Genomic DNA, 23,198 nt, shown 5'->3' with positions numbered 1-23,198 from the left:
TCCGTTAGCAATTGCCGGGTACCGTTATCCGGCTGTACCGGACGGCCCGGGGTCCCGACGGTAGAATGGGAAAAACGTGAGGAGACCCGGCATGCGCAAGCAACTGATTTCTGTGCTGCTCGCCCTCGCAGCGACGGGCGGTCTCGCGGCCTGCACCCCGAATACCGGAAGCGGCCAGCCTTCGGCCACCCCCGGAACCACCACCGGCTCACCGGGGACCTCATCGCCCGGGACTTCATCACCGGGCACCGAGACTCCGGGCACTGAAACCCCCGGCACAGGCACTCCCAGTACCCCGGCGCCCGGCTCTACACCGCCCGACGCCGAAACGACGGTCCCAGCGCCCGAACCCCCTGCCGCTTCTCCCCTGCCGTCCGGGCCCGGCGCCGGCGATGCCGAACTGTCCATCACGGTCAAAGCGTCCAAGGACGGAAAAGCCGCGAATTACACGCTGGTCTGCAAGGGCGGCGCGCCGATGGCAGAGAGCCAGCACCCCAACGCCGCAGCAGCCTGCACGTCGCTGAAGGACAACGCAGCCATCGTGAACCCCGCCGCGCCGCCCAAGGGCATCTCCTGCACGCAGCAGTATGGCGGGCCGCAGGTGGCCACCGTGACCGGCGAAGTCAATGGCACCCCCGTGGAGACCTCCTTCGCCCTGCGGGACGGCTGCCAGATCGGAGCCTGGAACGCCGCCAAGGACATCCTCGGTGCTGCAGGCGGGGCTCTCTAGCACCGTGGCAGGCACTGCATTGACGATCTCCGCCGCCCAGGTCCTCTCCGCCGCCGAATGGAGGGAACGGGAAGCCGCTCACGTGCGCCGGGTGCGCCGTTACGCCGATCCCTACCTTGCCCGCCGCTCCGCGGGGCGGAAGCATCCCGTGGAAGACTTCCTCTTCACGTACTACACGCAAAAGCCCGGCCAGCTGCTGCGCTGGCATCCCGGTGACGGTGTGGTCGTCTCCGGAACGGAGGCGGCTGCCCGCAAGGACTGGAAATACTACAAAGCGCTCGACGGCGGTGAGCTGGCCAGCGCGGACCTCCCGCCCGGCAGCACCGCGGTGGCGTTCGACCGTCAGGCGTTCCTGGCCGAACGGCGCGAGGCTCTCCTGTTTGCCCGGATCATCCTGGCCGGAACCGCCGCGCGGCCGGCGCAGTTCGGCTGTTTCGGCCTGCACGAGTGGGCCATGGTCTACCGGCAGGAGAAGTTCGAGCTGCGCCACGAGTACCTCAAGCTGCGGCTGGGAGGCGCGGGCACGGACAAGGTGGTCGAGGACAACAGGATCCGCTGCTCGCACTTTGACGCGTTCCGGTTCTACACACCCGACGCCGTGCCCCTGAACGAGCTTTCCCCCAGCCGGGAGAACCAGCGGACCATGGAGCAGCCCGGCTGCCTGCACGCCAACATGGACCTCTACAAGTGGGCGTACAAGCTCTCCCCTGCCCTGCCCAGCGAACTCGTCATGGACTGCTTCGAGCTGTCCTGGCGGGTGCGGGCCATGGACATGCAGGCCTCCCCCTACGACCTCACAGATTGGGGCTACCCGGCCATTCCGATTGAGACCGCCGACGGCAAGGCTGCCTACGTGGAGCAGCAGCGCGCCTTCTCGGCCGAAGCCCAGGAGCTGCGTGGCAGGCTGATGGCCGCCCTCGCGCCGCTCTTCGACAGCCTCGGAACGGAGGCCGAACGATGAGCGATACACCTCAATTCCCGGGCACAGGCCAAGATGTCGGCCTGCCTCCGGACACGGACCTTGACCTGACCGTCGCCCTCACCCACGCCCCGGGCGGCCCGGAACACGTCTTTGTCCTGGTCAGCCGTTCCGGCCAACTGGTGGAATCAACCCTGCCGGATCCAGCGGCGGCGATTGCCGCCGTCGGACGGTTCGGCGAACGGATCTTTTTTCCGGAACCGGGCCCGCCCAGGCTGTGCACCCAGCAGTATGGCGGCCCCCAGGTGGCCGTGGTCACCGGCACCTTCAACGGACGCACTGTGAACTCCCGGTTTTCCCTGACGGACGGCTGCGAAATTGCCCGCTGGCGGGCGCTGTCCCCGCTGCTGGGCGGAGTGGCCGGGTCCACCGGCGCCATCTGAGCTGCCAGGAGATCCTTGGCCGCGGTCCAAGAAGAGTTTTTGTACACATGTCGCGACTTACGGGGCGTTTAGGGCCCATTATCTGTACGAGCACTCCAACCAAACGCACGGCGAAGGCCGGCGGGAGATTGGCATGTTACGCCACGCCCGCCGGCCTTCGCTGTGTGGGGCCCCTTCGGGAGCCTGGTTCCGGGACCTTCCTAGATGGAGTTATCCGGTGACCGCGTCAGGTCCTGGTTCTGGACCTTCCCCCGTTCCTTCTTTTTCTTCGGATCTTCCGAAGCCGGTGCAACCGCGACGGCGCCGCCCTCCGCCACCACGACGTTCACGAACGTCGGGGCGCTGGTCCCGTCGAAGGTGATCCGCCCGATGTAGGAGCCGGGCGCCAGGTTCTTCCAGGTGAGGGCGAGCTTCCCGCTGAGCCCGTTCGCAAGGCGGACCGGATCAGGAGTCACGGTGGCGTTGCCCTCATTGGCCCCCAGGACCGCAGCATCCACCGAGGCCTTGGTTGCCTGTTGGTTGGGACTGTCGTAGAGATTCACGAACATCTGGTAGGTACCGGCAGCAGGGTTCGGAATCGAAACAGACTCGCTCGCCGAGGCCGTGGCGACCACAATTCCCTGCCCGTCCGGCGTGACCACCACCATGTCGAAGTCGGCGTTCTCATCCGCGGAAATCACGGACAGCTTGGCCAGGGGCACGCCGGCGGGAACTTCCACCGTCTTGACGAAGTTCGAGGCGTCGGCCTCGTACCGGAAGGGGCCGGGTACGAGTTCGATGGCCGAGGAGTCCGCTTTCGACAGACCGTCGAGCGTCACGTTCGTGGGCAGTTTCGAGCCCGAGACGATGCCGATGTTGCCTGAACCGTTGGCCCCTTGGGAGGTGAACGCAATGTTCTTGGGAGCCACCACCGACTGCGGCCGGACCGCAATCGGTGATGTCACGGTCTTGTTGGCACCCCGCCATGTGAGCGATCCCGGGGCGAACTCGCCCAGCTTGGCACTTTGGTTTTCAAAGGCCACCTTGAACGTGCGCTTCTCGCCGGCAGCGCCAAAGGACAGGACCGACGGCGTCACCGTCACCTTCACTCCGGGCACACTGGCCTTTGCGCTGTACACCCCCGGCGTCAGCGCAGTCACCGTGCGGGTGACCTCGATCCTGCCGGCCAGGTTTCCGAGCGAGAAGGACGGGACGTTCATGTCACGGGGCCGCGTGGTACCGAGCCCAGGCATGCCCAGATCGACGCCGGTTCCCTGGATAAACCGCAGGTAGTCGTCGACGGTGGCGTCGTATACGAGACCCGGATCCAGCACCCGGGCGGGATCCACCTGACCCGCGCCGGTGGCGAGGACGTCCGTATTCTTGCTGCCGTCTGCGAGCTTGACGTCGCTGGCGGTGGTCATCATGGCCGACTTCACGGCGGCCGGGGACCAGGTGGGGTTCTTGCCCAGGATCAGGGCACCGAAGCCGGCCACGTGCGGCGACGCCATGGAGGTGCCGGACATGAACCCGAACTCGTCGCCGCCGGCACCGATCGGAGAAACGCCGGCAAGGACGGCGACGCCGGGTGCGGCGACGTCGGGCTTCAGCAGGTCAGAGTCGGTGGCGAGGAGCGGTCCGCGGGAGGAGAAGCCGGCGATCTGCGGCTGCGCCTCGGCGGGCAGTCCCGTGGTGTCCTTGTTGACCAGGGAGACCGTGATGGCCGGGTTCGCCGCCACCTTGGCCTTGATGGTTTCCGTGGCAGGCGGATTCACGTGCACGGTGGGGACGGAGTGCTTGTCGGCGTCGAGCGATGATGCGGCCAGGTTCACGAGGATCATGCCCACCCCGCCGCCCCGCGCAACCTCGGCACTCTTGGCCACCCGGTCATAGACGCCGCGGTCGCAGACCACCACCTTGCCTGCAATCTTGGCCGGATCGAGCGAGCCGGGGGCGCACAATGCAGGGTCGGTGGCCTGTCCGGATGCTGCATTGGCGGCGAGCACAACGCCTGCCCCGGCAACTTCACGGTTCATGATGCTGGCGCCGCGGAACTTGCTGCCGTCGGAGAACTCCACGGTGCCCTGCAGCTCCTGGGAGAAGCTGCTGGCCGCAACGGTGGTGACCCACGGCTCGCCGTGGTTCACGGTGCTGGCTTCAGGGCCGGAGTTGCCTGCGGAGGTGGCTACGAAGATGCCGGCTGAGGCGGCGGACAGGAACGCCATGGACACCGGGTCCGTCGTGCTGGAGGTGGTGCCCGAGATCGAGTAGTTCAGGACGTCCACGCCGTCGAGCACGGCCTGGTTGATGGCGTCGACAGCGGACGAGGTGTAGCAGCCGCCGGTGTTGGGATCGTTGTCCTCCCAGCAGATCTTGTAGCTGGAAAGTTTGGCGGCCGGTGCGATGCCGCCGGTCAGGCCGAAGCTGCGACCGTCGACGAAGGTTTCCACGTCGGCGTTGCCGGCCGCGGTGCTTGCGGTGTGGGTTCCGTGGCTTCCCACATCCACCGGCGAAATCAGTTCCTCCGGCGCGCGGTCCTGCTTGGAGACGGAATCCTCGAAGGCGTCGGAGAAGTACCTGGCACTGAGGACCTTGGAGTTGCAGGCCGTTCCGTTGAACTCTTCACCCTTTTGGCACTCACCCTCGAAGGTGCTGCCGTCTGCTTTCAGCATCGCGATGTTACCGCCGGCGGTGCGGTAGGGAACGCCTACCTCCGGATTGCCCTTGAGCTGTGCAACCTCTTCGCCGGCGAAGAACTGGCTGCCCGGCGTGTAGCCGGAGTCGATGACGCCCACCACAACGCCCTTGCCGGCGCCGGCCTTGCCGCCGAACTGCCTGTTCCACGTGCCGTAGGCTCCGCTGAGCTTGAGGAAGTCCGTGGTGGAGTAGTCCGGGGCCTGCTGGGTGTCGGGTGCCACCGCGAGGACCTCAGGGTTCTTGGCGAGGTTCACGGCCTGGTCGGCGGTAAGCCTGGCGGTGAACCCATTGAGTGCCGCCGTGTATTTGCGGCGGATCTGCACGTTTTCCTTCTCAGCCAGCGCGGCCTGTTTCGCCTCCAGGTGGGCCTGGTACTTGCGCACCTCTGCCCGGTCGGCGTCGAGTTTGTGGCCGGACCGTGGCTTGGTGGCCTGCAGGCCCTGAGTGCCGCCCTCGTAGGTGGCGGCGGGCTTCTCGGTCAGGACCACAATGTAGCGGCCGGCCGAGTAGTCGGTGGAGTCGATGTTCTTTTGCTGTGCGGCCGTAGCCGCAAGCTGCGACGGCGCCGCGGTTGCCGGCAGCGCGCCGACTGACGAAAGAAGCAAAGGCAAGCCGACAACCAGTGCCGCTGCTTTCCCGGCCCCCCGGCGTCGGAATAAGCTTTTTCCTGCTGATTTCACGAGTGCTTAGAACCTTTCATAAGGAACGGCCCCGGCTACGTTGCCGGGCGCATGCGGCAACGACACGTGAAGATGACAGGTCCTGTCGATCCCAGCAATCGTCGACCGATCCCCACAGTACCTACTGAGAGCCGGATATGACATAGGACACAATCCCTGAATTTACTTTTTTGTCACTGCCCTTGACACCGGAATCAAAAAGCAGCGGCGGTGCCCGGAAAGGGCACCCGCCGCTGGGAATTTTGAAGTCTGTGCTGTCGCCTCGCCGCGAGCTACTGCCGGGGTGTGCGGACCACCTCACTGATCCACTGGCGCGTCTTCTCGTCCACCGGGCCGGCCACCCGGTCACGCCCGGCGGCGCCACGGCCAACACGGCGCCCAACGCGGGCCTGCCAGGAACCGCCCGACCCAGCGCGGTTCTGGCCACCGCGGTCCTGCCCGGCAGGGTTCTGGCGGGCCGCACGGTCGGCCTTGATCTTCTGGAACACCATCCTCCCGAGGCCGGCGAACACGGCAACGGCCATCACAGGCAACAGGACGGATTTTGAATTCTCAGCCATTCCGCAATCCTACTGAGCGTGCCCCGGGCGGACCAGAGCCGGCGTCGTTCTTTCCTCGCTGCGGCGTCCGCCACACCGAATACGGAGTGGTGCGCTGCGGCCGGTAGAATAGGCATGCAAGCTCGCGGAGCGCCCGTCCACACCATGCCATTTGAATGCCCTGCCATTTGAAACGGCCAGGCAAGTTTAGGAATGGCGTGAGACGGCAACACTCCGCTGCGCCCTTACCCAATGCACACGCACAGGAGTTACCGGATGCCCCGGATCGTTGTCGACGTCATGCCCAAGCCCGAGATTCTGGACCCGCAGGGGAAGGCCATCGTGGGTGCACTCCCCCGCCTGGGCTTCACCAGCTTTAGCTCTGTCCGCCAGGGCAAGCGTTTCGAACTGACCGTTGACGGCGAGGTGACCGAGGACATCCTGGCCCAGGCCCGCGAAGCCGCCGAGACCCTGCTGTCCAACCCGGTGATCGAGGACGTTATAAACGTCGAGGTTGTCGAGGCCTGAGATGACTGAACTTCCCCTGATAGGCGAGGCAGTCGCCGTCGCCGCCGAGCCGCGCCTCGCAGGCGCGAAAATCGGCGTCGTCACCTTCCCCGGAACCCTGGATGACCGGGACGCTTCCCGTGCGGTCCGGCTCGCGGGCGGCACGCCCGTGGAGCTCTGGCACGGAGACTCCGAACTGGGCGACGTTGACGCCGTCATCCTGCCGGGCGGATTCTCCTACGGCGACTACCTGCGCGCCGGTGCCATCGCGCGCTTCGCTCCGCTGATGTCCAAGATCATCGACGCCGCCAACTCGGATGCCAAGCTGCCGGTGCTCGGCATCTGCAACGGGTTCCAGCTGCTGACCGAGTCGCACCTGCTGCCCGGCTCCATGATCAAGAATGACCACCTGAAGTTCATCTGCCGCGACCAGGTGCTGCGGGTCGAGAACAACAGCACCTACTGGACCGGGGACTACGCCGCGGGCCAGGAAATCACGGTGCCGCTGAAGAACCAGGACGGCCAGTACATCGCGGACGAGAAGACCCTCGACGCCCTCGAGTCCGAGGGCCGCGTGGTGTTCCGCTACGTGGGCTTCAACCCGAACGGCTCGCGCCGCGACATTGCCGGCATCTCGAACGCCGCCGGCAACGTGGTGGGCCTCATGCCGCACCCGGAGCACGCCGTGGAGGTGGGCTTCGGCCCCGAGTCCCTGGACGGTATCGGCGGGTCCGACACCGAAGGCCTCGGTCTCTTCACCTCGGTACTGAACAAGATTGTGGGAGCGAACTAATGACCGAGATCTCAACAAGCTCGATCACCGAGACCAAAAAGTTCAACATCGACACCGTCGAGCACGCGGCCAAGACGCCGGACACCGAACTGCCGTGGGCCGAACTCGGCCTGAAGCAGAACGAGTTCGACGAGATCGTCAAGGTCCTTGGCCGCCGCCCGACCGGCGCGGAACTCGCCATGTACTCCGTGATGTGGAGCGAGCATTGCTCCTACAAGTCCTCGAAGAACCACCTGCGCCAGTTCGGCGAGAAGGTGACCGACGAGATGAAGAAGGACATGCTGGTGGGCATCGGCGAAAACGCCGGCGTCACCAACCTGGGCGACGGCTGGGCCGTGACTTTCAAGATCGAGTCGCACAACTCGCCGTCGTTCGTTGAGCCGTACCAGGGTGCCGCCACCGGCATCGGCGGCATCGTCCGCGACATCATCTCCATGGGTGCCCGCCCGGTCGCCGTGATGGATCCGCTCCGCTTCGGTGCGATCGACCACCCCGACACCGCCCGCGTCATGCACGGCGCGGTCGCGGGCATCGGCGGCTACGGCAACTCCCTCGGCCTGCCGAACATCGGCGGCGAGATGGTCTTCGACTCCGTGTACCAGGGCAACCCGCTGGTCAACGCCCTGGCCGTGGGCGTCATGCGCCACGAGGACATCCGCCTGGCCAACGCCTCCGGCAAGGGCAACAAGGTGGTGCTGTTCGGTGCACGCACCGGCGGCGACGGCATCGGCGGCGCCTCGGTGCTCGCCTCCGAGTCCTTCGATGACACCAAGCCGTCCAAGCGGCCCGCGGTCCAGGTGGGCGACCCGTTCGCCGAAAAGGTCCTGATCGAGTGCTGCCTTGAACTGTTCAAGGGTTCGCTGGTTGAGGGCATCCAGGACCTCGGCGCCGCGGGCATCTCCTGCGCCACGTCCGAGCTCGCCTCCAACGGCGACGGCGGCATGAACGTCGAATTGACCTCTGTCCTGCTGCGCGACCCCACCCTGACTCCGGGCGAGATCCTGATGTCCGAGTCCCAGGAACGCATGATGGCCGTGGTGACGCCAGAGAACGTCGAGGCCTTCGAAGCCGTCATGGACAAGTGGGCAGTGGAGTACGCCTGGCTGGGTGAGGTGACCGACAGCGGCCGCCTGATCATCACGTGGGAAGGCGAAGTCATTGTCGACGTCGACCCGCGCACCGTGGCCCACGACGGTCCGGTCTACGACCGCCCGTTCGCCCGCCCCGCGTGGCAGGACGCCCTCCAGGCCGACTCCTTCACCGGGTCCGTACAGGACGCCGCCCGCCCCTCCGCCCCGGCGGAACTGGCCGCGGCCGTCACCGAGCTCGTTGCCTCGCCGAACATGTGCGACAAGTCCTGGATCACCAACCAGTACGACCGGTACGTCGGCGGCAACACCGCCCTGGCGTTCCCGGACGACGCCGGCGTGGTCCGCGTGGACGAGGAATCCGGCCTGGGCGTTGCCCTGGCCACCGACGCCAACGGCCGCTACACCTACCTCGACCCGTACCACGGCGCCCAGCTGGCACTGGCCGAGGCTTACCGCAACGTGGCCACATCCGGGGCCGTGCCGATGGCCGTGAGCGACTGCCTGAACTTCGGTTCCCCCGAGGACCCGGACGTCATGTGGCAGCTGGCCGAAGCCATCCGCGGCCTCTCCGACGCCTGCATGGTCCTGGGCATCCCAGTCACCGGCGGCAACGTCTCGCTGTACAACCAGACCGGCACCACGCCGATCCACCCCTCCCCGGTGGTGGCAGTGCTGGGCAAGCTCGACGACGTCGCCCGCCGCACGCCGTCGGGCTGGCGGGAAGACGGCGCGGCCATCTACCTGCTGGGCACAACTGCAGCGGAACTGGACGGCTCGGAATGGTCCAACATGCGCGGCCACCTCGGCGGCCTGCCCCCCAAGGTTGACCTCGAGGCCGAACGTGCGCTGGGCGAGATCCTGATCAACGCGTCCCGCGACGGCATGGTGGACTCGGCCCACGACCTCTCCGAGGGCGGCCTTGCCGCGGCCCTCGTGGAAGCGTCGCTGCGCTACGGCGTGGGCGCGCGGATCGCGCTGCAGGACGTCCTGGACCGCGACGGCGTGGACCTCTTCACCGCGCTGTTCTCCGAGACCCAGGGCCGCGCCGTCGTGAGCGTTCCGCGCTCCGAGGAAGTCCGCTTCAAGGACATGTGCACTGCCCGCGGCTTCGAGCACCTGCGCATCGGCGTGGTGGACGCAGCCAGCGGACAGCTGGAGATCAACGGCGTGGACACCCTCTCGCTGGACTCGCTCCGCGAAGCCCACGAGGCCACCCTGCCGAAGTACTTCGGCTAAGCCTTTAGGCCACCAGCAACACGGGGTCACCTGGTTTCGACGGGCTCAACCAGCGGTAACGCTGATCGAGCCCGTCGAGATCCAAGGTGGCCCCGCGTTGCTTTAATCCTCGCTGTGGAGCTCCCGTTGCCGGGCGCTCAGCAGCTCCAGCTCAGGCCGGAAGGCCACGAAGCGTTCGACGGCGGTGAGTACCTCCACGAGGTGCGCGCGGTCGGCGGCTACCAGGCCGGCGCCGATCCTCGTGCGGCGGTACTGGTCGTGATCCCCCACCTCGGCCACCGAGACGTCATAGCGCCGTTTGACCTCGGCCAGCAACGGCCGCACAACAGACCGCTTCTCCTTGAGGCTATGCACGTCGCCGAGGAGGATGTCGAACTCGATCCAGCCGATCCACATGCAGTTAATGCTAGCGAGCGGGCTCAGATCGTGAGCTCGCCCATCGTGTCCCAGCCGTCGCCGTCGAGCTGGCGGCTGATGATGCGCGGGGTCTCCGCGAGGGCCTGCGGCATGTCCGCCATGGCCTTCTTGAAGTGGGCGCTGTTGACATGGTCCCCGGCGGCATCGTCCTTGAACGCTTCGACCAGGACGAACTCGTTCGGGTCGTCCACACTGCGGGACCAGTCGAACCACAGGTTGCCTGGCTCCTGGCGGGTGGCCTCGGTGAAGTCCGCCACCAGGCCGAGCCACTTATCTGACCAGTCGGCTTTGACCTTGAACTTGACGACGATGAATATCACGGGTTTTACGCCTTTCCTTGGGTTTGTGCGTTCTGTCCGGAGGAGAGCGCCTGCTCGCACTCCTCGATGGCCTCGCGGGCATACTTCTGCTGGGCCGGGGTGCCGACGCGCTCGGCCCACTGCTCGGCCAGTTGGAACTCCACGAGCGCCTCGGTGAGCCGGCCCGCTCCGTGCAGGGTCCAGCCCAGGTTGTTGTGCAGCGCCACCATCCAGCGCTTGGTCCGCTCGTCGTGGACCGTGGAGGCGTACTCCAGCGCGCTGCGGGTCCAGAGCTCGGCGTGGGCGGAGTCGGCGATGGCCAGCATGTGCAGCGCGTCCACGGCCAGGAATTCCTCGCCAAGATGGTCGCCGAGCTCGGCCGCCTGCTCAAACAGCGGCACCGCCATGGCCGCGTGCCCGCTCGAGTTCAGGACCCGCCCGCGCTCCAGCAGGACGCGGACACCAACCGTCGGCTCGTCCCCGTCAATCGAGTCGAGCAGGGCGTCAGCCTCTTCGAAGCGGCCTTGGAGCCCGATGGCCCGACCCAGCTGCGTGGACAGTTCGGCCCGTTCGTCGGCGTCGTACCGGGGGTCCGCCAGCGCGTCCCGGAAGCGTTGCTCGGACAGCTTCGGATCCTCGAAGTTCCACAAAAGGTCAAGGCTCTTTTGGTCCAGCATGTACCTCTCCTGATCAGCTTTCACCTGCGGCGAGTTGGCGTGCACCTTCAATGTATCGGGAAGTCATGAGGCGCTGCGCGCGGCGGGCCAGCGCGCCGCCCGCAGCGTAGAACCAGTTGGACGGACGGCTGAACGCAGTGATGGAGAGGTATACCCGGCCCTGGGCATCGATCTCGGTCACAAATGACTCCTCACCGCGCACCGGGTGGCCCGGCAGGGAGCCGTAGCCGAAGCCAGCTGACTGCGGTCCGCCGCCCGGCGCGGGACGGTGCACCCACACCACCTCGCAGGGCGCGTTGAGCCGGAAGGGCCCGACGCCGAAACCGCTCACCACGCGCGCGCCGGGAACGACGACGTCGGACTCGGTCCGGACGCGCAGCCCGGACCGGCGCTGCAGTTCCCAGGCCAGGATCCCCTGCGCCACCTTGCGGTACACATCCGCCCCCTCTCCGAGATAGGTCCGGGACGCCACCCGGCGGTAGCCTGCCGGTGAGACGCCGCGCTCGGTGGCGCCGATCTCCGCGTAGTTGAGGGCACCCCGTGCCAGCCGCTTTTCAGCCATTGCCCACCTGCCTGGCCCAGCCAAGCTGCTCCCGCTGTTTCCGGCTCAGCGAGGCAACCACAAGATCGTAGGAGTCCTCCACCATGTCCCGGACCATGTCGTCCGGCAGGCCACCGTCCAGCCGGACGCCGTTCCAGTGCGTCTTGTTCATGTGCCACGCCCCGGTGATCTCCGGATGCACGGCCCGGAGCTGTTCTGCCAGGGCAGGCTCGCACTTGAGGCTCACCGACCAGTCGTCAGGATCCATGGCGGACGCGGCGAACATCTTTGCCTCCTGCCGCGCCCCACCGGACACCGCCGCCTTGACCTTGAACACCGACGTTTCGGGCCCGAACGGGAAGTCCTCGAAGGCGCCCGGAAACGACAGGCAGATTTTTCTCAGGGCGGCTTGATCCATGCTGCGAGCCTACAAACCCTTTCCAGGCGGTGCTAGTCTGCGAACATGGCAGCTGCCCGGGAGACCATACCTGTACTGGATCTCGGCTCCGCACGCCGGGCCGACGGTTCGTTCAATCCGGAGTTCATTGAGGAGCTCCGCGATGCCACGCACCGCGTCGGTTTCTTCCAGGTCATCGGCTACGGCGGTGCACCCGGCCAGGCCAAGGATCTGCTGGCGACCATCAGTCGCTTTTTCGATCTTCCGCTCGAGGAACGCATGAAGCTGGACAACCGTCTGTCCCCGCATTTCCGTGGCTACACCCGGATGGGCACGGAGGTCACGCAGGGAAGGGCGGATGCGCGCGAGCAGATCGACTACTCACCCGACCGGGAGCCGGTGCACGACTATCCGCCCGAGCAGCCGTACTGGCTCCTGCAGGGCCACAACCTGTGGCCGGAGGAGTCCATGCCGGAGCTGAAGCAGGCGGCGATGGCCTGGGCCGAGCTCATGTCCAAGGTGGGGGCGGAGCTCATGCAGGCCATCGCCGTGTCGCTCCAGCAGCCGGTGGACTATTTCGACGAGCCGTTCAGGGATACTCCGGCCTGGATGGGCAAGCTGGTCCATTACGTCGGCGGAGTGGTGGAAGCGGCCGGAGACCAGGGCGTGGGCTCCCATGCGGACTACGGGTTTGTGACCCTCCTCCTTCAGGATGAGGTGGGCGGGCTTGAAGTGCAGCCGCCGGGCTCCAGCGGGTGGGTTTCCGTGAAACCGATCCCCGAAGCGCTGGTGGTGAACCTTGGCGAAATGCTCGAAGTGGCCACGGAGGGCTATCTGGCCGCCACCATCCACCGGGTCAAAGCTCCGCCGCCAGGGGTGGACCGTTATTCCGTCCCGTTCTTCTGGTCGCCCCGCCTTGACGCGGTAATCGATCCGGTACCCCTCCCGGCGGAGATCAAGGCCCAGGCACGCGGCATCACTGATGACCCGTCCAATCCGATGCTCGCCTCGTTCGGCCTGAACATGCTCAAGGGCCGGATGCGTGCCCACCCGGATGTCACCGAGCGTCACTACCCTGAGCTGATGAAGCCCTGAACCGGAGCCTTGAAGCGGTGCCCTGCATAGGCTAGGTCCTCTGGCTAGATCCCCACGCGCCACCCTTCGCGGGCAGGGCAGGAATTCACGACGACGTCCAGCCCAGCGGTCTTCGCGCGTTCCACGGCGGCGTCGTCGAACACGCCGAGCTGCAACCACACCGCCTTGGCGCCGACTGCGATGGCCTGGTCGATGACGGCCCCTACCTTCTGCGAATTGACGAAACAGTCCACGACGTCGATCGGGTGCTTTTCCGCCGGAATCTCGGAGAGGGAACGGTAGCCTTTCTCGCCGTGCACGTCGTCGCCCGGCAGGTTAACCGGGATGATCTCCATACCCATGCGGTCGCGGACAAACAGCGAGACGTCGTACGCCGAGCGCCACTCATTCCGGGTCAGGCCGACGATGGCCCAGGTGCCCTTCGTTCGCATGAGTCGGTCGACAACCGCCGGATCGTTTTCGTGAGCCATGCATCAACTCTACTCCAGCGGCAATTTGGCGGTCTTTTCCGAATATGTGGATGGCAGGCAGTGATCCCGACCGTGATGAACGAATATTACAGCTCCAAAGGTGCCAATTTTGAGAAATCCTGCAAGTCGGCTCTAGTAGGTAGTGACCATCCCGAGCGGCCGAGAGACCTGGATCGATGAAGCCGCAGCAACCCCCGGTGACGTGAGACGACCATTCCCACGTCACTGTTCTTCCGTCCCGGCGGCGGGCTAGGGGTGCTACTGCCAGGACCGATGGAGTGCTGCAATGACCCCAAAGAATGCTTCTGCCCTGCCCAACCTTGCCCGGATTCCATCTGAGGCAACCCCACAAACCACTTCGGACGCGACGGCGAACGAAGCAGGGCTGCGTGACGCGCCCGGCTCCTTCAGCGGCTCTTCGGGATGGTCCTCGACCGAGCCAACGGACGGCGCAGTGCACGGCGTCCCCACCGACGGGCCGGCGCGTCACAGCGGCACCACCCCCACTGTCGATCCCAGCACCATTGTCGATCCCGGCAACGTGGCCTTCTGGGAGGAACAGGCCCTCCGGTTGGACTGGGCCGAGCGCCCCGTCAACCAGCAACGTGGCACCCAAAGGCCTTGGCACACGGCGCACAGCTGGCTGCCCGCCGACGTCGAAGCCGGCCGTGGACCCGAGATCAAGTGGTTCGACGGCGGCAGGCTGAACGTCGCGTACAACTGCGTGGACCGCCATGTCGCCGCCGGCCGCGGGGACAAGGTGGCGCTGTTCTTCGAGGGCGAACCGGGCGACCGCCGCACCATCACCTACGCCGAACTGCAGCGTGAAGTCTCCAAGGCCGCCAATGCCCTGCTGGCCCTCGGCATCACCAAGGGTGACCGCGTGGTCATCTACCTGCCCGTGATCCCGGAAACCGTCATTATCACGCTCGCGGTGGCCCGGATCGGAGCCGTGCACTCCCTGGTGTTCGGCGGGTTCTCCGCCGAGGCACTCCGGTTCCGCGTCGTTGACACCGGCGCGAAGCTGCTGGTGACCACCGACGGCCAGTTCCGCCGCGGCGTCGCGGTCCCGGTCAAGGACAACGCCGATGCCGCCGTCGCCGGCGACAACGCCATCGAGCGCGTCCTGGTCATCAACCGCACCACCGCCCCCGCAGACCTCCCTGCAGTCCCAATGACCGCAGGCCGCGACGTCTGGTGGCATGACGTCGTCGGGCCCGCCTCCGACGTGCACGAACCGGAGGCGTTCGACGCCGAGACTCCCCTGTTCATCATGTACACCTCCGGCACCACGGGTAAGCCCAAGGGACTGGTCCACACCTCCGGCGGCTACCTGACCCAGGCCTCCTGGAGCTTCGAGCACCTGTTCAGCAACCCCGATCCGGCGCTCCGGGACCAGGACGTGCACTGGTGCACGGCCGACCTCGCCTGGGTCACCGCGCACACCTATGAGATATACGGCCCGCTCTCCAACGGCGTGACGCAGGTGATCTTCGAGGGCACGCCCAACACCCCGCATCCCGGCAGGCACTTCGAGATCATCGAACGCTACGGCGTCACCCAGTACTACACGGCGCCCACCCTGGTCCGCTCGCTCATGGGCTGGTTCCCGGACGGCGTGCCTGACAGCTACGACTTCTCCTCGATCCGGATGCTCGGCACCGTGGGAGAGGCCGTGAACCCGGAGGCCTGGCGCTGGCTGCGCGACAACCTCGGTGCAGGCACCGCGCCCATGGTGGATACCTGGTGGCAGTCCGAAACCGGGGCCACCATCATGTCCCCCGCGCCCACGGACACCGAATTCAAGCCCGGCTGCGCTGCCCGCCCGCTCCCCGGCGTCAGCACCCGGGTGGTGGACGAGGCAGGGAACCGCACCGACCCCGGTGTGCAGGGCTTCATCGTCGTGGACCAGCCGGGCCCGGCAATCGCCCGGACCGTCTGGGGCAACCCGCGCCGCTACTTCGACTCCTACTGGAGCCAGTATGCGGAGCAGGGCTGGTTCCTTGCCGGCGACGGCGCCAAGTACGACGTCGACGGCGACATCTGGATCCTCGGTCGGGTTGACGACACACTCAACGTCTCAGGCCACCTGCTCTCCACGATCGAGATCGAGTCCGCCCTCGTCACCCACCCGGACGTGGTGGAAGCGGGCGTCTGTCCGGTCGCCGACCCCAAGACGGGCCACGCCGTCGTCGCGTTTGTGGTTTTGAAGGGCGGGGTTTCGGCGGGCTTGGTTTCGACGAGCTCAACCAGCGAAGCCCTCCGCAACCACGTTGCCAAGGAGATCGGCCCGATCGCCAAGCCGCGCGACGTCGTCGTTGTCCCGGACGTACCCAAGACCCGCAGCGGCAAGATCATGCGCCGGCTGCTGACCCAGCTTTACGAGGGAACCACCCTCGGCGACACCACGTCGCTACAGAACGAACCGGCCATTGCCGGTATCCAGGATGCGCTGCACCGATGCGCTACCGCCGTCCCCGGAAACCCCAACTCCGGACAGAAGTAAAGGAACGATCATGAACGACATCAGCAACGTAGCCCGTCTTTCCGAACCCCTGAAGTTCGCCTACTGGGTGCCGAACGTGTCCGGCGGCCTGGTGGTCTCCACCATTGAGCAGCGCACCAGCTGGGACTTCGACTACAACAAGAAGCTGGCCCGCATCGCGGAGGAATCCGGCTTCGAATACGCCCTGACGCAGACCCGCTATGCCGCATCCTACGGCGCCGACAAGCAGCACGAGGCGACGTCCTTCAGTCTCGCCCTGCTGGCGGCCACGGAGCGGCTTAAGGTCATCTCGGCCGTCCACCCCGGCATGTGGCACCCCGGTGTGCTGGCCAAGTACATCATCACCGCCGACCACATTTCGAACGGCCGCGCCGCCGTCAACATCGTCTCCGGCTGGCTCAAGAACGAGTTCACCAACTTTGGCCTCGAATGGCTGGAGCACGACGAACGCTACGTCCGCACCGAGGAATTCATCAGGGTGCTGCGCGGGCTGTGGACGGAGAAGGACTACAGCCAGGCCGGCAAGTACTACAACATCACCGACTTCACCCTGAACCCCGCCCCCGTGGACGTTCCGGGGCGCGCGCACCCGGAGATCTTCTTCGGCGGAAACTCGACGGCGGCCCAGGCCACCGCGGGCCGCGTCGCCGACTGGTACTTCTCCAACGGCAAGGACCTGGAGGGATTCAAGGAGAACATCGCAGGCGTGGTCTCGGCGTCCGGCGAGACCCGGCGCGGCACCGAGGGCGCGCTGGCCGCACCCCGGTTTGGCCTCAACGGCTTCGTCATCGCCCGCGACTCCGAGAAGGAAGCCCGCGACACCCTCCGCGAAATCGTCGAGAAGGCACACAAGCCCGCTGTGCAGGGCTTCCGCGACGCCGTCCAGGAAGCCGGCGCGTCCACCAAGGACGGCAAGGGCATGTGGGCGGACTCCACGTTCGAGGATCTGGTCCAGTACAACGACGGCTTCAAGACGCAGCTGATCGGCACCCCCGAGCAGATCGCCGAGCGGATCGTTGAGTACAAGAAGATCGGCGTGAACCTGTTCCTCACCGGCTACCTGCACTTCCAGGAGGAAGTCGCTGCCTTCGGCCAGGACATCCTGCCGATGGTGCGCGAACTCGAGGCGGACCTCGCCCGCAAGAACGGCACCGAGCTGGACTTGTCCCAGACGCCGGTGGCTTCGGCAAGCTCAACCAGTGGGCTGGTGAACGTCTAGTGGCTGACCGCAAATTCGGGTTCCGCACCCGCGCCCTGCACGCCGGCGGCACGCCCGACGCCGAGCACGGCGCCCGTGCCGTCCCCATCTACCAGACCACGTCGTTCGTGTTCAAGGACACCCAGGACGCCGCCAACCTGTTCGCCCTGCAGAAGTACGGCAACATCTACTCCCGCATCGGCAACCCGACCGTGGCGGCGTTTGAGGAGCGCATCGCGTCCCTCGAGGGCGGCATAGGAGCTGTCGCGACGTCGTCGGGCATGGCCGCTGAATTCATCACCTTCGCCGCCCTCACCCAGGCCGGCGACCACATCGTGGCGGCATCCCAGCTCTACGGCGGCACCGTCACCCAGTTGGATGTCACCCTGCGCCGCTTCGGTGTGGACACCACGTTCGTCCCCGGCACCGACCCCGCCGACTACGCGGCCGCCGTCCGCGAGAACACGAAGGCAATCTTCGTCGAGGTGGTGGCCAACCCGTCGTCGGAGGTCCAGGACCTGGCGGCCCTGGCAAAGGTGGCGCACGACGCCGGCATCCCCCTCGTCGTCGACGCCACCTTGAGCACGCCATACCTCGTGCGGCCGATCGAGCACGGCGCGGACATCGTGATCCACTCCGCCACGAAGTTCATCGGAGGCCACGGCACCACCCTGGGCGGCGTCATCGTGGAGAGCGGCCGGTTCAACTGGGGCAACGGCAAGTTCCCCACCATGACCGAGCCCGTGGCCTCGTACGGCAACGTATCCTGGTGGGGCAACTTCGGCGAATACGGGTTCCTCACCAAGCTGCGCTGCGAACAGCTGCGAGACATCGGGCCCGCCCTCTCCCCGCAGTCCGCATTCCAGTTGCTGCAGGGAGTTGAAACCCTCCCCCAGCGCCTGGACGAGCACCTGAAGAACGCCCAGGCCGTGGCCGAGTGGCTCGAGGCCGACGAACGCGTGGCCTACGTGAACTTCTCCGGACTGCCCTCCCATCGGCACTTCGAGCGGGCGCGGAAGTACCTGCCCCTGGGACCGGGCTCCGTGTTCTCCTTCGGCGTGAAGGGCGGCCGGGCAGCGGGGCAAAAGTTCATTGAATCCCTGCAACTCGCCTCGCACTTGGCCAACGTGGGCGACGCCCGCACGCTGGTCATCCACCCCGGGTCCACGACCCACCAGCAGCTGAGCCCGGCCCAGCTCGAATCCGCCGGCGTTCCGGAGGACCTGGTTCGCATCTCGGTTGGCCTGGAAGACATCGACGACATCCTGTGGGACCTGGACCAGGCCCTCACCGAGGCGCAGAACGCAACGGCGGAAGACGCCGTCGTTGTTGACGACGCGGCAGCTGATTCCTGCACGATTGGAGCACGGGCATGAGCACCACTGAGAGAACTTGGGCAGGTCCCTCTGCGCCGGAGCGTTTAGGCCTCCTGCGTGAGGCGAAGTCCATTGCCATCGTGGGCGCATCGGACAAGCCCTCCCGGGCGAGCTACTTCGTGGCCACCTATCTGCAGTCCTCGACGCGGTACAAGGTGTACTTCGTCAACCCCGTGGTCAAGGAGATCCTCGGCCAGCCGACGTACGCCTCACTGGCGGACCTGCCGGAGAGCCCGGACATCGTGGACGTGTTCCGCAAGCACGATGACCTGCCGGGCGTGCTCGACGAGGCCGTGGCCGCGGGTGCCAAGACCCTCTGGCTGCAGCTCGGCTCGTGGCACGAGGGCGTTGCGCAGGATGCCGAGGCCGCGGGACTGAACGTGGTGATGGACCGCTGCGTCAAGATCGAGCACGCACGCTTCCACGGCGGGCTTCACCTGGCCGGGTTCGATACGGGAGTGATCTCCTCGAAGCGGCAGGTCCTGGCTTAAAAACAGGCCGGTAAGACCGAAGACATTAAAATGCCGGGCTGGAATTTGATGGGGGACAACTTCCAGCCCGGCACTCTCACTTCGGTAATCGACGGGGAACCCGAAAGGGTTACGCCGATTCCAAAACTTTTTCAAAAACTTATTTTCCGCCCGGTTACCCCCCTCAGCGTCCGGGCTCGCTAGGAGTTTTTGTACACGTACCGCGACTTCAGGCCGTTTGGGGCCAACAAGCGCCAGTCCCAGTTCTTCCGTTCCGGAACGTCGCGGCCGTCCTGCTTGCAGTCGATGCACACGATTCTTGGAGCCCTTGTACCCGTAGCGATCGTAGTACGAGCTGTTCCCGCGGTTCATTTCAGAAGTGATCTGCACTGCGCTCGACCTGGCAGAACTCCTCGCCCAGCGGCCTGCCGGCTCCACCGGGCAGGCTGCTGTAAAGGGGGACTCCCTATAAGTCGATCTCGAGTTCGTGCCGCCACAACCGTTTGGCAGCCCGTTCCAGCTCGGCCGGCCAAGCGGCGTGACATACGTCCGCGAGTTGGCGGGCTCTGACCAAGTACTCCGCAGCCAAGGCTCGTTGCGCCTCCCGCAGGCCAGTCTCGGTGAGCCCGATGGCTGGCAGCCGCGCCAGACAGTCCTGTTGCTCCCTGGTCAGATGACGCGCAATTCGTTTGGCACCGGTCCCGATCACGATCCCGTTCTCAGCCAGCATCAGCGGGATCAACAGACCGTCGCGCATCATCACTGTTGTTTGTGAGAGTGCAAGGAGGTCGTTCCGGTGGAGGGCCGTGACGGTGCTACCCATCAGGTAGAGGAAGATTTGGGCCTGCTGCCCCGGAAAGAAGGGCTCTGCAGAGGAGACCCCCGCCGCATATTCGCTGGCCACCAGTGCGTCTTTATCCACAAGTACTTGCCGCATGGTGCCCTGGCGCAGCTCATCTTCCAGTGAATGGAGGTTCAGGTCGACGTGGACCCAGTCAGGAGTAAGACAGATGAAGGCCCGGGCTATACCCGGGATGGCATCCGCCAGCACCAAAGGCATCAGCGAGCCCAGCCATTCAACAGCGCCGAACGTGTCAGGTTCCTCAACGATGAGGTGCAAATCGATGTCGCTCCATGCATCGGCCTCGCCGCGCGCAAACGAGCCCTCCAGCCATGCAGCACGCACTCGACCGTCGTCACTGCACGCTGCGAGCAGTTGAAGGAGGGCCGGTCGCAGCCGAGCTGGGACGTCAGCGCTGATTAGAGTCATCCAACGATTCTTCCAGTTACTCCTAGAACTTCCCGAAGCCGCAGGGGCCGTCCCAGGTTCTTCCAACTGGGACTTTAAAGGTTTTCTTAACTCCTCTATGTGCCAGGAGTGTTATGAGCCAGTTCGAGTAGGCCGGCTTCTGTGTGTGTGAATCCACAAGCCTGGCGATAAAACGTAGCGAGGTGCGGCTCATAGTCCACATGCACCCACTGACAACCTCGGTTGGCGATGTCCGCTATCAAGGATTTAACGATTGCGGTTCCGATGCCCTGACTTTGGTAATCGGGAGCTACTGCCGTGTCGAGAAGAAAGGCGTGTGAACCGCCGTCCCATGCGGCGTGAACGAAGCCCACTAGTTGCTCTCCTTCGAAAGCGCCTACCCAGCTGACGCTATGCAGTTCGAGGCGTTCCCTCCAGGGAGTCATGCGGAATGGTGCGCCGAAGGCATCTGCATGGAGTTGAGAAAGTGAAGCGTCGTCCACGTTGAATCGAACGACCAGTTTTGAACCGTTGGAAGCCATTAGGGCAGTTTCGCCGCAGGATGGGTCATATCCAGGTTGTCGCCCTCGATCAGGCAATGCGCCAGGTCCTTGGCGGTCAATTCCGAGTGCAGTTCGTAGGCCACACTCGTCTTTCCTACCCCGGAACACCTAATCGGAGGCATCCACGACGGAGGGTGTTCCAGTTCCTTGGAACCGAGACACCCTCTCCGTTCACGCCCCGTGCTCATATCCAACGAGCCAGTGAAGTCCGTGACGATCGATAACTTGGCCATCTGACGCTCCCCAGGGCTTCGGCGCCAGGGGATCGACCACCGAACCACCAACAGAGAGTTTGTCGAACCATTCATGGAGAACTTCCGGTTCAGCGGTTCCCAGCACCGAGAGCATGAGGCCTTCGACCTGGACCGATTTCTCGCCGGCTGCTGCATCGGCTCCGGCCAAAGCAACTAAGCCGTGGAGCTCACCGTGAGCTATCGCGCTTAACGCGCCGTCGCTCCTGCCAAAGTCCTCGTACGTATGTAAAGAAAGCTCACCGCCGAAAACGTCCCTGTAAAAGGTGAGCGCTGCCCGAGCCGTTCCGGGAAAAATGACATAGGGCTGAAGGGTCGCCATGCGCCCACTCTATAGGTCGCCTCACTGGATCGTGCTTCAGCGCTAACGTGTTCGACGCGGCAGCAGTCCACGGACCGGCAGCAGGCTAATCTTCTGGGCGCCGAGCTCCACCGCGGCCCTGTCGGCGGCCGCAATCCCTACGGTGCCCCGCGCCACCAACGCCCCGATCACCGCAGCCCGGCTCCGGGCCTGTTCACACGCGGCATCCGACATCGTCAGCTGTCCCCGAGCAGCAATGCGAAACGGATCGGCGTCCTTGCCTTGCTCCTTTGGGAACAGGAGTACCGAACAGCAGCGACCCTCGTGCAGAGGAGTACCGCCCGGCCAGTGCTCACAAATCATCTGCACACCCCCGAACTACAGGAAGGTTTGCGCAGTCAACTTCTGAAATTGACAACAAGTGTACAAAAACTCGGGTTGCTCGGTTTAAGGCGTGCCGGGGACCGGCTTGGCCGGGACGGTCGGCATGCCTCCCGGCAGCGTAGGCACTGCCGGCAACGGCTTGGCCGGAAGCTTGGGAGCCACGCCGGTTCCTGGGACTGTGGGCAGCTGGCTGGGCCGGCCGGGCGACGGCGTCTGGCCCTTCGCCGCCCCGTGGGATGAACCGTCCGCCGCCGAAGAGTTCGATGAACCGTTCGAGGGAGCCGGATCCGTCTGGGCGGGCGTCACAGGTGCCGACGGCGAAGCAGCCGTCCCGGTAACCGATGGCTTGGGTGCAGCAACAGTTGGCCCCGGAGCCGCCGGAATGCCGGCGGGCGACGTGGGCACCGGCGTCGGCGCGGTTGTCTCGCTGGTCGGCTGGAAGATTCGAACCACGGTATGGCTTACGCTGTTGCGGAAGTCCTCGCTGGAGGCTGCGACAGCGCCAGCCCCAAGCCCCATGGCACCGACCACTGCGGCGCCCACCACAAAGCCCATGCGCCGCTGCCGGTTGCGGCGGTGCAGTTGGAGGCTGTCTACGTTGGAGGCGGCGCGTCGCATGGCTGGGCCCTGGGCAGGCAAGACTGACGCGGATACGCCTGAAGCGGATGCCCCGTGTGCGAGCATCGCGGCGAGATCGGCCCGCGGTTGGGGTGCGGAGTCCTGGGCGAGCCCGCGCAGTTCTTCGAGGGACCTGCGGAGATCGGCGTCGTCTTCGAGCCCGGAATCCAGGAGGATCGCCTGGATCTCTCCTTCTTCGCGGCCTGCCGGCGTGACACTCATGATGCTGCGTGGTCCTTTTCCTTGACGAGTTCGCGCAGGGCTATCAGCCCGCGGCGCTGGAGCTGTTTGATGGCCCCGGGGGTCTTGTCCATGATGCCGGCCACCTGTTCGACCGAAAGGTCCGCCACGATCCGCAGGACCAGCACTTCCCGCTGGTCGTCGTTGAGCATGGCAAGTGATGAAGTGATTCCGCCCAGCGAACCGAGCACCTCGTCCTCGGCGGAACTCGACCGACGTTCATCCAAGAGCGGGTCGAATTCGGTAAGCTGCGGCGTTCTCGCGGACCGGCGGTGATAGTCCACGAGCCGGGCATGAGCCACGGAAAAGATGAATGTCCGCAACCCGGAGTGGCCGCCCCTGACATTGCTGAGCTTGGGCAGGACATCCACGAAGACGTCCTGCGTGAGGGCTTCGGCGTCGTCCACCCCGCGGGCGCGGAAATAGCCGAGGACTGCGGGCGAAATGATGCTGTAGACGGCGGTGAAGCCGGAGGGGTCGCCAGAAAGGGCTGCTGACAATTCGTCGTCGGTCAGCTGAGCTGCCAAGGAGC

General features: G+C 65.6%; 24 protein-coding genes. 11 read left to right on the top strand and 13 right to left on the bottom strand.

What is annotated here, in order from left to right:
• Positions 1–91 precede the first annotated feature (91 nt).
• Genes QFZ33_RS04430 through QFZ33_RS04420 form a run of 3 tightly spaced genes read left to right on the top strand, consistent with a single transcriptional unit; the run spans position 92 to position 2,092 of the window.
• Positions 92–730: an SSI family serine proteinase inhibitor gene (locus tag QFZ33_RS04430; RefSeq protein WP_307025203.1), complete on the top strand. Its 639-nt coding sequence runs from the start codon at positions 92–94 to the stop codon at positions 728–730.
• A gap of 19 nt (positions 731–749) precedes the next feature.
• Entirely contained in the window at positions 750–1,691 is a 942-nt protein-coding gene (locus tag QFZ33_RS04425) for a 3-methyladenine DNA glycosylase (protein WP_373427233.1), read from the top strand.
• Entirely contained in the window at positions 1,688–2,092 is a 405-nt protein-coding gene (locus QFZ33_RS04420) for a serine protease inhibitor (RefSeq protein WP_307025201.1), read from the top strand. Before QFZ33_RS04425 ends, QFZ33_RS04420 begins: the two co-directional genes overlap by 4 nt.
• A 200-nt stretch (positions 2,093–2,292) precedes the next feature.
• Here QFZ33_RS04420 and QFZ33_RS04415 read toward each other — a convergent pair whose 3' ends face one another.
• Together QFZ33_RS04415 and QFZ33_RS04410 are read right to left on the bottom strand one after the other, a co-directional pair.
• The gene (locus tag QFZ33_RS04415) at positions 2,293–5,379 is read right to left on the bottom strand and encodes a S8 family serine peptidase (RefSeq protein WP_444861222.1); all 3,087 of its coding nucleotides are present in this window, start codon (positions 5,377–5,379) and stop codon (positions 2,293–2,295) included.
• Between the two features lie 341 nt (positions 5,380–5,720).
• Complete coding sequence (locus QFZ33_RS04410; RefSeq protein WP_307031985.1) at positions 5,721–6,008, bottom strand: hypothetical protein; 288 nt, start codon at positions 6,006–6,008, stop codon at positions 5,721–5,723.
• Positions 6,009–6,263: 255 nt separating this feature from the next.
• Here QFZ33_RS04410 and purS point away from each other — a divergent pair, with 255 nt between their 5' ends.
• Genes purS through purL form a run of 3 tightly spaced genes read left to right on the top strand, consistent with a single transcriptional unit; the run spans position 6,264 to position 9,614 of the window.
• A complete protein-coding gene (gene purS / locus QFZ33_RS04405; RefSeq protein ID WP_307025198.1) occupies positions 6,264–6,515 on the top strand; it encodes a phosphoribosylformylglycinamidine synthase subunit PurS in 252 nt (83 codons plus the stop codon).
• 1 nt (position 6,516) lies between these two features.
• A complete protein-coding gene (purQ, locus tag QFZ33_RS04400) occupies positions 6,517–7,287 on the top strand; it encodes a phosphoribosylformylglycinamidine synthase subunit PurQ (RefSeq protein ID WP_307025196.1) in 771 nt (256 codons plus the stop codon).
• Entirely contained in the window at positions 7,287–9,614 is a 2,328-nt protein-coding gene (gene purL, locus QFZ33_RS04395) for a phosphoribosylformylglycinamidine synthase subunit PurL (protein WP_307025194.1), read from the top strand. Before purQ ends, purL begins: the two co-directional genes overlap by 1 nt.
• A 102-nt stretch (positions 9,615–9,716) precedes the next feature.
• On the opposite strand, the gene QFZ33_RS04390 is transcribed toward purL, so the two are convergent.
• Genes QFZ33_RS04390 through QFZ33_RS04370 form a run of 5 tightly spaced genes read right to left on the bottom strand, consistent with a single transcriptional unit; the run spans position 9,717 to position 11,966 of the window.
• The gene (locus QFZ33_RS04390) at positions 9,717–10,010 is read right to left on the bottom strand and encodes a DUF503 domain-containing protein (protein WP_214852386.1); all 294 of its coding nucleotides are present in this window, start codon (positions 10,008–10,010) and stop codon (positions 9,717–9,719) included.
• Between the two features lie 23 nt (positions 10,011–10,033).
• Positions 10,034–10,351, bottom strand: a complete 318-nt coding sequence (locus QFZ33_RS04385) for a putative quinol monooxygenase (protein ID WP_307025192.1) — start codon at positions 10,349–10,351, stop codon at positions 10,034–10,036.
• A gap of 5 nt (positions 10,352–10,356) precedes the next feature.
• Entirely contained in the window at positions 10,357–11,007 is a 651-nt protein-coding gene (locus QFZ33_RS04380; protein WP_236806558.1) for a hypothetical protein, read from the bottom strand.
• Between the two features lie 13 nt (positions 11,008–11,020).
• Positions 11,021–11,569 carry a DUF1990 family protein gene (locus tag QFZ33_RS04375; protein ID WP_307025190.1) on the bottom strand — a complete coding sequence of 183 codons (549 nt, stop codon included), beginning with the start codon at positions 11,567–11,569 and terminating at the stop codon, positions 11,021–11,023.
• A complete protein-coding gene (locus tag QFZ33_RS04370) occupies positions 11,562–11,966 on the bottom strand; it encodes an MmcQ/YjbR family DNA-binding protein (protein ID WP_307025188.1) in 405 nt (134 codons plus the stop codon). Before QFZ33_RS04370 ends, QFZ33_RS04375 begins: the two co-directional genes overlap by 8 nt.
• Before the next feature lie 45 nt (positions 11,967–12,011).
• Here QFZ33_RS04370 and QFZ33_RS04365 point away from each other — a divergent pair, with 45 nt between their 5' ends.
• Positions 12,012–13,040, top strand: coding sequence for an isopenicillin N synthase family dioxygenase (locus tag QFZ33_RS04365; protein ID WP_307025186.1), 1,029 nt, complete (start codon positions 12,012–12,014; stop codon positions 13,038–13,040).
• 44 nt (positions 13,041–13,084) lie between these two features.
• On the opposite strand, the gene QFZ33_RS04360 is transcribed toward QFZ33_RS04365, so the two are convergent.
• Positions 13,085–13,510: a CoA-binding protein gene (locus QFZ33_RS04360; protein WP_307025184.1), complete on the bottom strand. Its 426-nt coding sequence runs from the start codon at positions 13,508–13,510 to the stop codon at positions 13,085–13,087.
• A gap of 286 nt (positions 13,511–13,796) precedes the next feature.
• On the opposite strand from QFZ33_RS04360, the gene acs reads away from it, so the two are divergent.
• Genes acs through QFZ33_RS04340 form a run of 4 tightly spaced genes read left to right on the top strand, consistent with a single transcriptional unit; the run spans position 13,797 to position 19,081 of the window.
• A complete protein-coding gene (acs, locus tag QFZ33_RS04355) occupies positions 13,797–16,016 on the top strand; it encodes an acetate--CoA ligase (RefSeq protein ID WP_307025182.1) in 2,220 nt (739 codons plus the stop codon).
• 10 nt (positions 16,017–16,026) lie between these two features.
• Positions 16,027–17,235 carry a dimethylsulfone monooxygenase SfnG gene (gene sfnG, locus QFZ33_RS04350; protein WP_307025180.1) on the top strand — a complete coding sequence of 403 codons (1,209 nt, stop codon included), beginning with the start codon at positions 16,027–16,029 and terminating at the stop codon, positions 17,233–17,235.
• Complete coding sequence (locus QFZ33_RS04345) at positions 17,235–18,590, top strand: O-acetylhomoserine aminocarboxypropyltransferase/cysteine synthase family protein (RefSeq protein ID WP_307025178.1); 1,356 nt, start codon at positions 17,235–17,237, stop codon at positions 18,588–18,590. Before sfnG ends, QFZ33_RS04345 begins: the two co-directional genes overlap by 1 nt.
• The gene (locus tag QFZ33_RS04340; protein WP_307025176.1) at positions 18,587–19,081 is read left to right on the top strand and encodes a CoA-binding protein; all 495 of its coding nucleotides are present in this window, start codon (positions 18,587–18,589) and stop codon (positions 19,079–19,081) included. The genes QFZ33_RS04345 and QFZ33_RS04340 overlap by 4 nt, the downstream gene beginning before the upstream one ends.
• A gap of 445 nt (positions 19,082–19,526) precedes the next feature.
• Here QFZ33_RS04340 and QFZ33_RS04335 read toward each other — a convergent pair whose 3' ends face one another.
• The 5 genes from QFZ33_RS04335 to QFZ33_RS04315 form a co-directional block, all read right to left on the bottom strand.
• Positions 19,527–20,330, bottom strand: coding sequence for an aminoglycoside 6-adenylyltransferase (locus QFZ33_RS04335; RefSeq protein WP_307025174.1), 804 nt, complete (start codon positions 20,328–20,330; stop codon positions 19,527–19,529).
• Between the two features lie 95 nt (positions 20,331–20,425).
• Positions 20,426–20,851 (bottom strand): GNAT family N-acetyltransferase, encoded by a 426-nt coding sequence (locus tag QFZ33_RS04330; protein WP_307025172.1) that lies wholly within the window; start codon positions 20,849–20,851, stop codon positions 20,426–20,428.
• Positions 20,852–21,043: 192 nt separating this feature from the next.
• On the bottom strand, positions 21,044–21,445 hold the full coding sequence (locus QFZ33_RS04325) for a VOC family protein (RefSeq protein WP_307025169.1): 402 nt from the start codon (positions 21,443–21,445) through the stop codon (positions 21,044–21,046).
• Positions 21,446–21,871: 426 nt separating this feature from the next.
• Positions 21,872–22,648 (bottom strand): hypothetical protein, encoded by a 777-nt coding sequence (locus QFZ33_RS04320; RefSeq protein ID WP_307025168.1) that lies wholly within the window; start codon positions 22,646–22,648, stop codon positions 21,872–21,874.
• Positions 22,645–23,193: an RNA polymerase sigma factor gene (locus QFZ33_RS04315; RefSeq protein ID WP_307025166.1), complete on the bottom strand. Its 549-nt coding sequence runs from the start codon at positions 23,191–23,193 to the stop codon at positions 22,645–22,647. Before QFZ33_RS04315 ends, QFZ33_RS04320 begins: the two co-directional genes overlap by 4 nt.
• Positions 23,194–23,198 lie beyond the last annotated feature (5 nt).

The sequence above is a fragment of the Arthrobacter globiformis genome, assembly GCF_030815865.1.
Classification (GTDB): domain Bacteria; phylum Actinomycetota; class Actinomycetes; order Actinomycetales; family Micrococcaceae; genus Arthrobacter; species Arthrobacter globiformis_B.
Note: the sequence above shows the minus strand (reverse complement) of the source record. Positions and strands in the feature narration are given on the sequence as shown.

Coding starts and splice junctions, on each gene's coding strand:
- QFZ33_RS04430 (WP_307025203.1), top strand. CDS start 92: ATGCGCAAGCAACTGATTTCTGTGCTGCTCGCCCTCGCAGCGACGGGC.
- QFZ33_RS04420 (WP_307025201.1), top strand. CDS start 1,688: ATGAGCGATACACCTCAATTCCCGGGCACAGGCCAAGATGTCGGCCTG.
- QFZ33_RS04410 (WP_307031985.1), bottom strand. CDS start 6,008: ATGGCTGAGAATTCAAAATCCGTCCTGTTGCCTGTGATGGCCGTTGCC.
- purS (WP_307025198.1), top strand. CDS start 6,264: ATGCCCCGGATCGTTGTCGACGTCATGCCCAAGCCCGAGATTCTGGAC.
- purQ (WP_307025196.1), top strand. CDS start 6,517: ATGACTGAACTTCCCCTGATAGGCGAGGCAGTCGCCGTCGCCGCCGAG.
- purL (WP_307025194.1), top strand. CDS start 7,287: ATGACCGAGATCTCAACAAGCTCGATCACCGAGACCAAAAAGTTCAAC.
- QFZ33_RS04390 (WP_214852386.1), bottom strand. CDS start 10,010: ATGTGGATCGGCTGGATCGAGTTCGACATCCTCCTCGGCGACGTGCAT.
- QFZ33_RS04380 (WP_236806558.1), bottom strand. CDS start 11,007: ATGCTGGACCAAAAGAGCCTTGACCTTTTGTGGAACTTCGAGGATCCG.
- QFZ33_RS04375 (WP_307025190.1), bottom strand. CDS start 11,569: ATGGCTGAAAAGCGGCTGGCACGGGGTGCCCTCAACTACGCGGAGATC.
- QFZ33_RS04370 (WP_307025188.1), bottom strand. CDS start 11,966: ATGGATCAAGCCGCCCTGAGAAAAATCTGCCTGTCGTTTCCGGGCGCC.
- QFZ33_RS04365 (WP_307025186.1), top strand. CDS start 12,012: ATGGCAGCTGCCCGGGAGACCATACCTGTACTGGATCTCGGCTCCGCA.
- QFZ33_RS04360 (WP_307025184.1), bottom strand. CDS start 13,510: ATGGCTCACGAAAACGATCCGGCGGTTGTCGACCGACTCATGCGAACG.
- acs (WP_307025182.1), top strand. CDS start 13,797: ATGACCCCAAAGAATGCTTCTGCCCTGCCCAACCTTGCCCGGATTCCA.
- sfnG (WP_307025180.1), top strand. CDS start 16,027: ATGAACGACATCAGCAACGTAGCCCGTCTTTCCGAACCCCTGAAGTTC.
- QFZ33_RS04340 (WP_307025176.1), top strand. CDS start 18,587: ATGAGCACCACTGAGAGAACTTGGGCAGGTCCCTCTGCGCCGGAGCGT.
- QFZ33_RS04335 (WP_307025174.1), bottom strand. CDS start 20,330: ATGACTCTAATCAGCGCTGACGTCCCAGCTCGGCTGCGACCGGCCCTC.
- QFZ33_RS04330 (WP_307025172.1), bottom strand. CDS start 20,851: ATGGCTTCCAACGGTTCAAAACTGGTCGTTCGATTCAACGTGGACGAC.
- QFZ33_RS04325 (WP_307025169.1), bottom strand. CDS start 21,445: ATGGCGACCCTTCAGCCCTATGTCATTTTTCCCGGAACGGCTCGGGCA.
- QFZ33_RS04320 (WP_307025168.1), bottom strand. CDS start 22,648: ATGAGTGTCACGCCGGCAGGCCGCGAAGAAGGAGAGATCCAGGCGATC.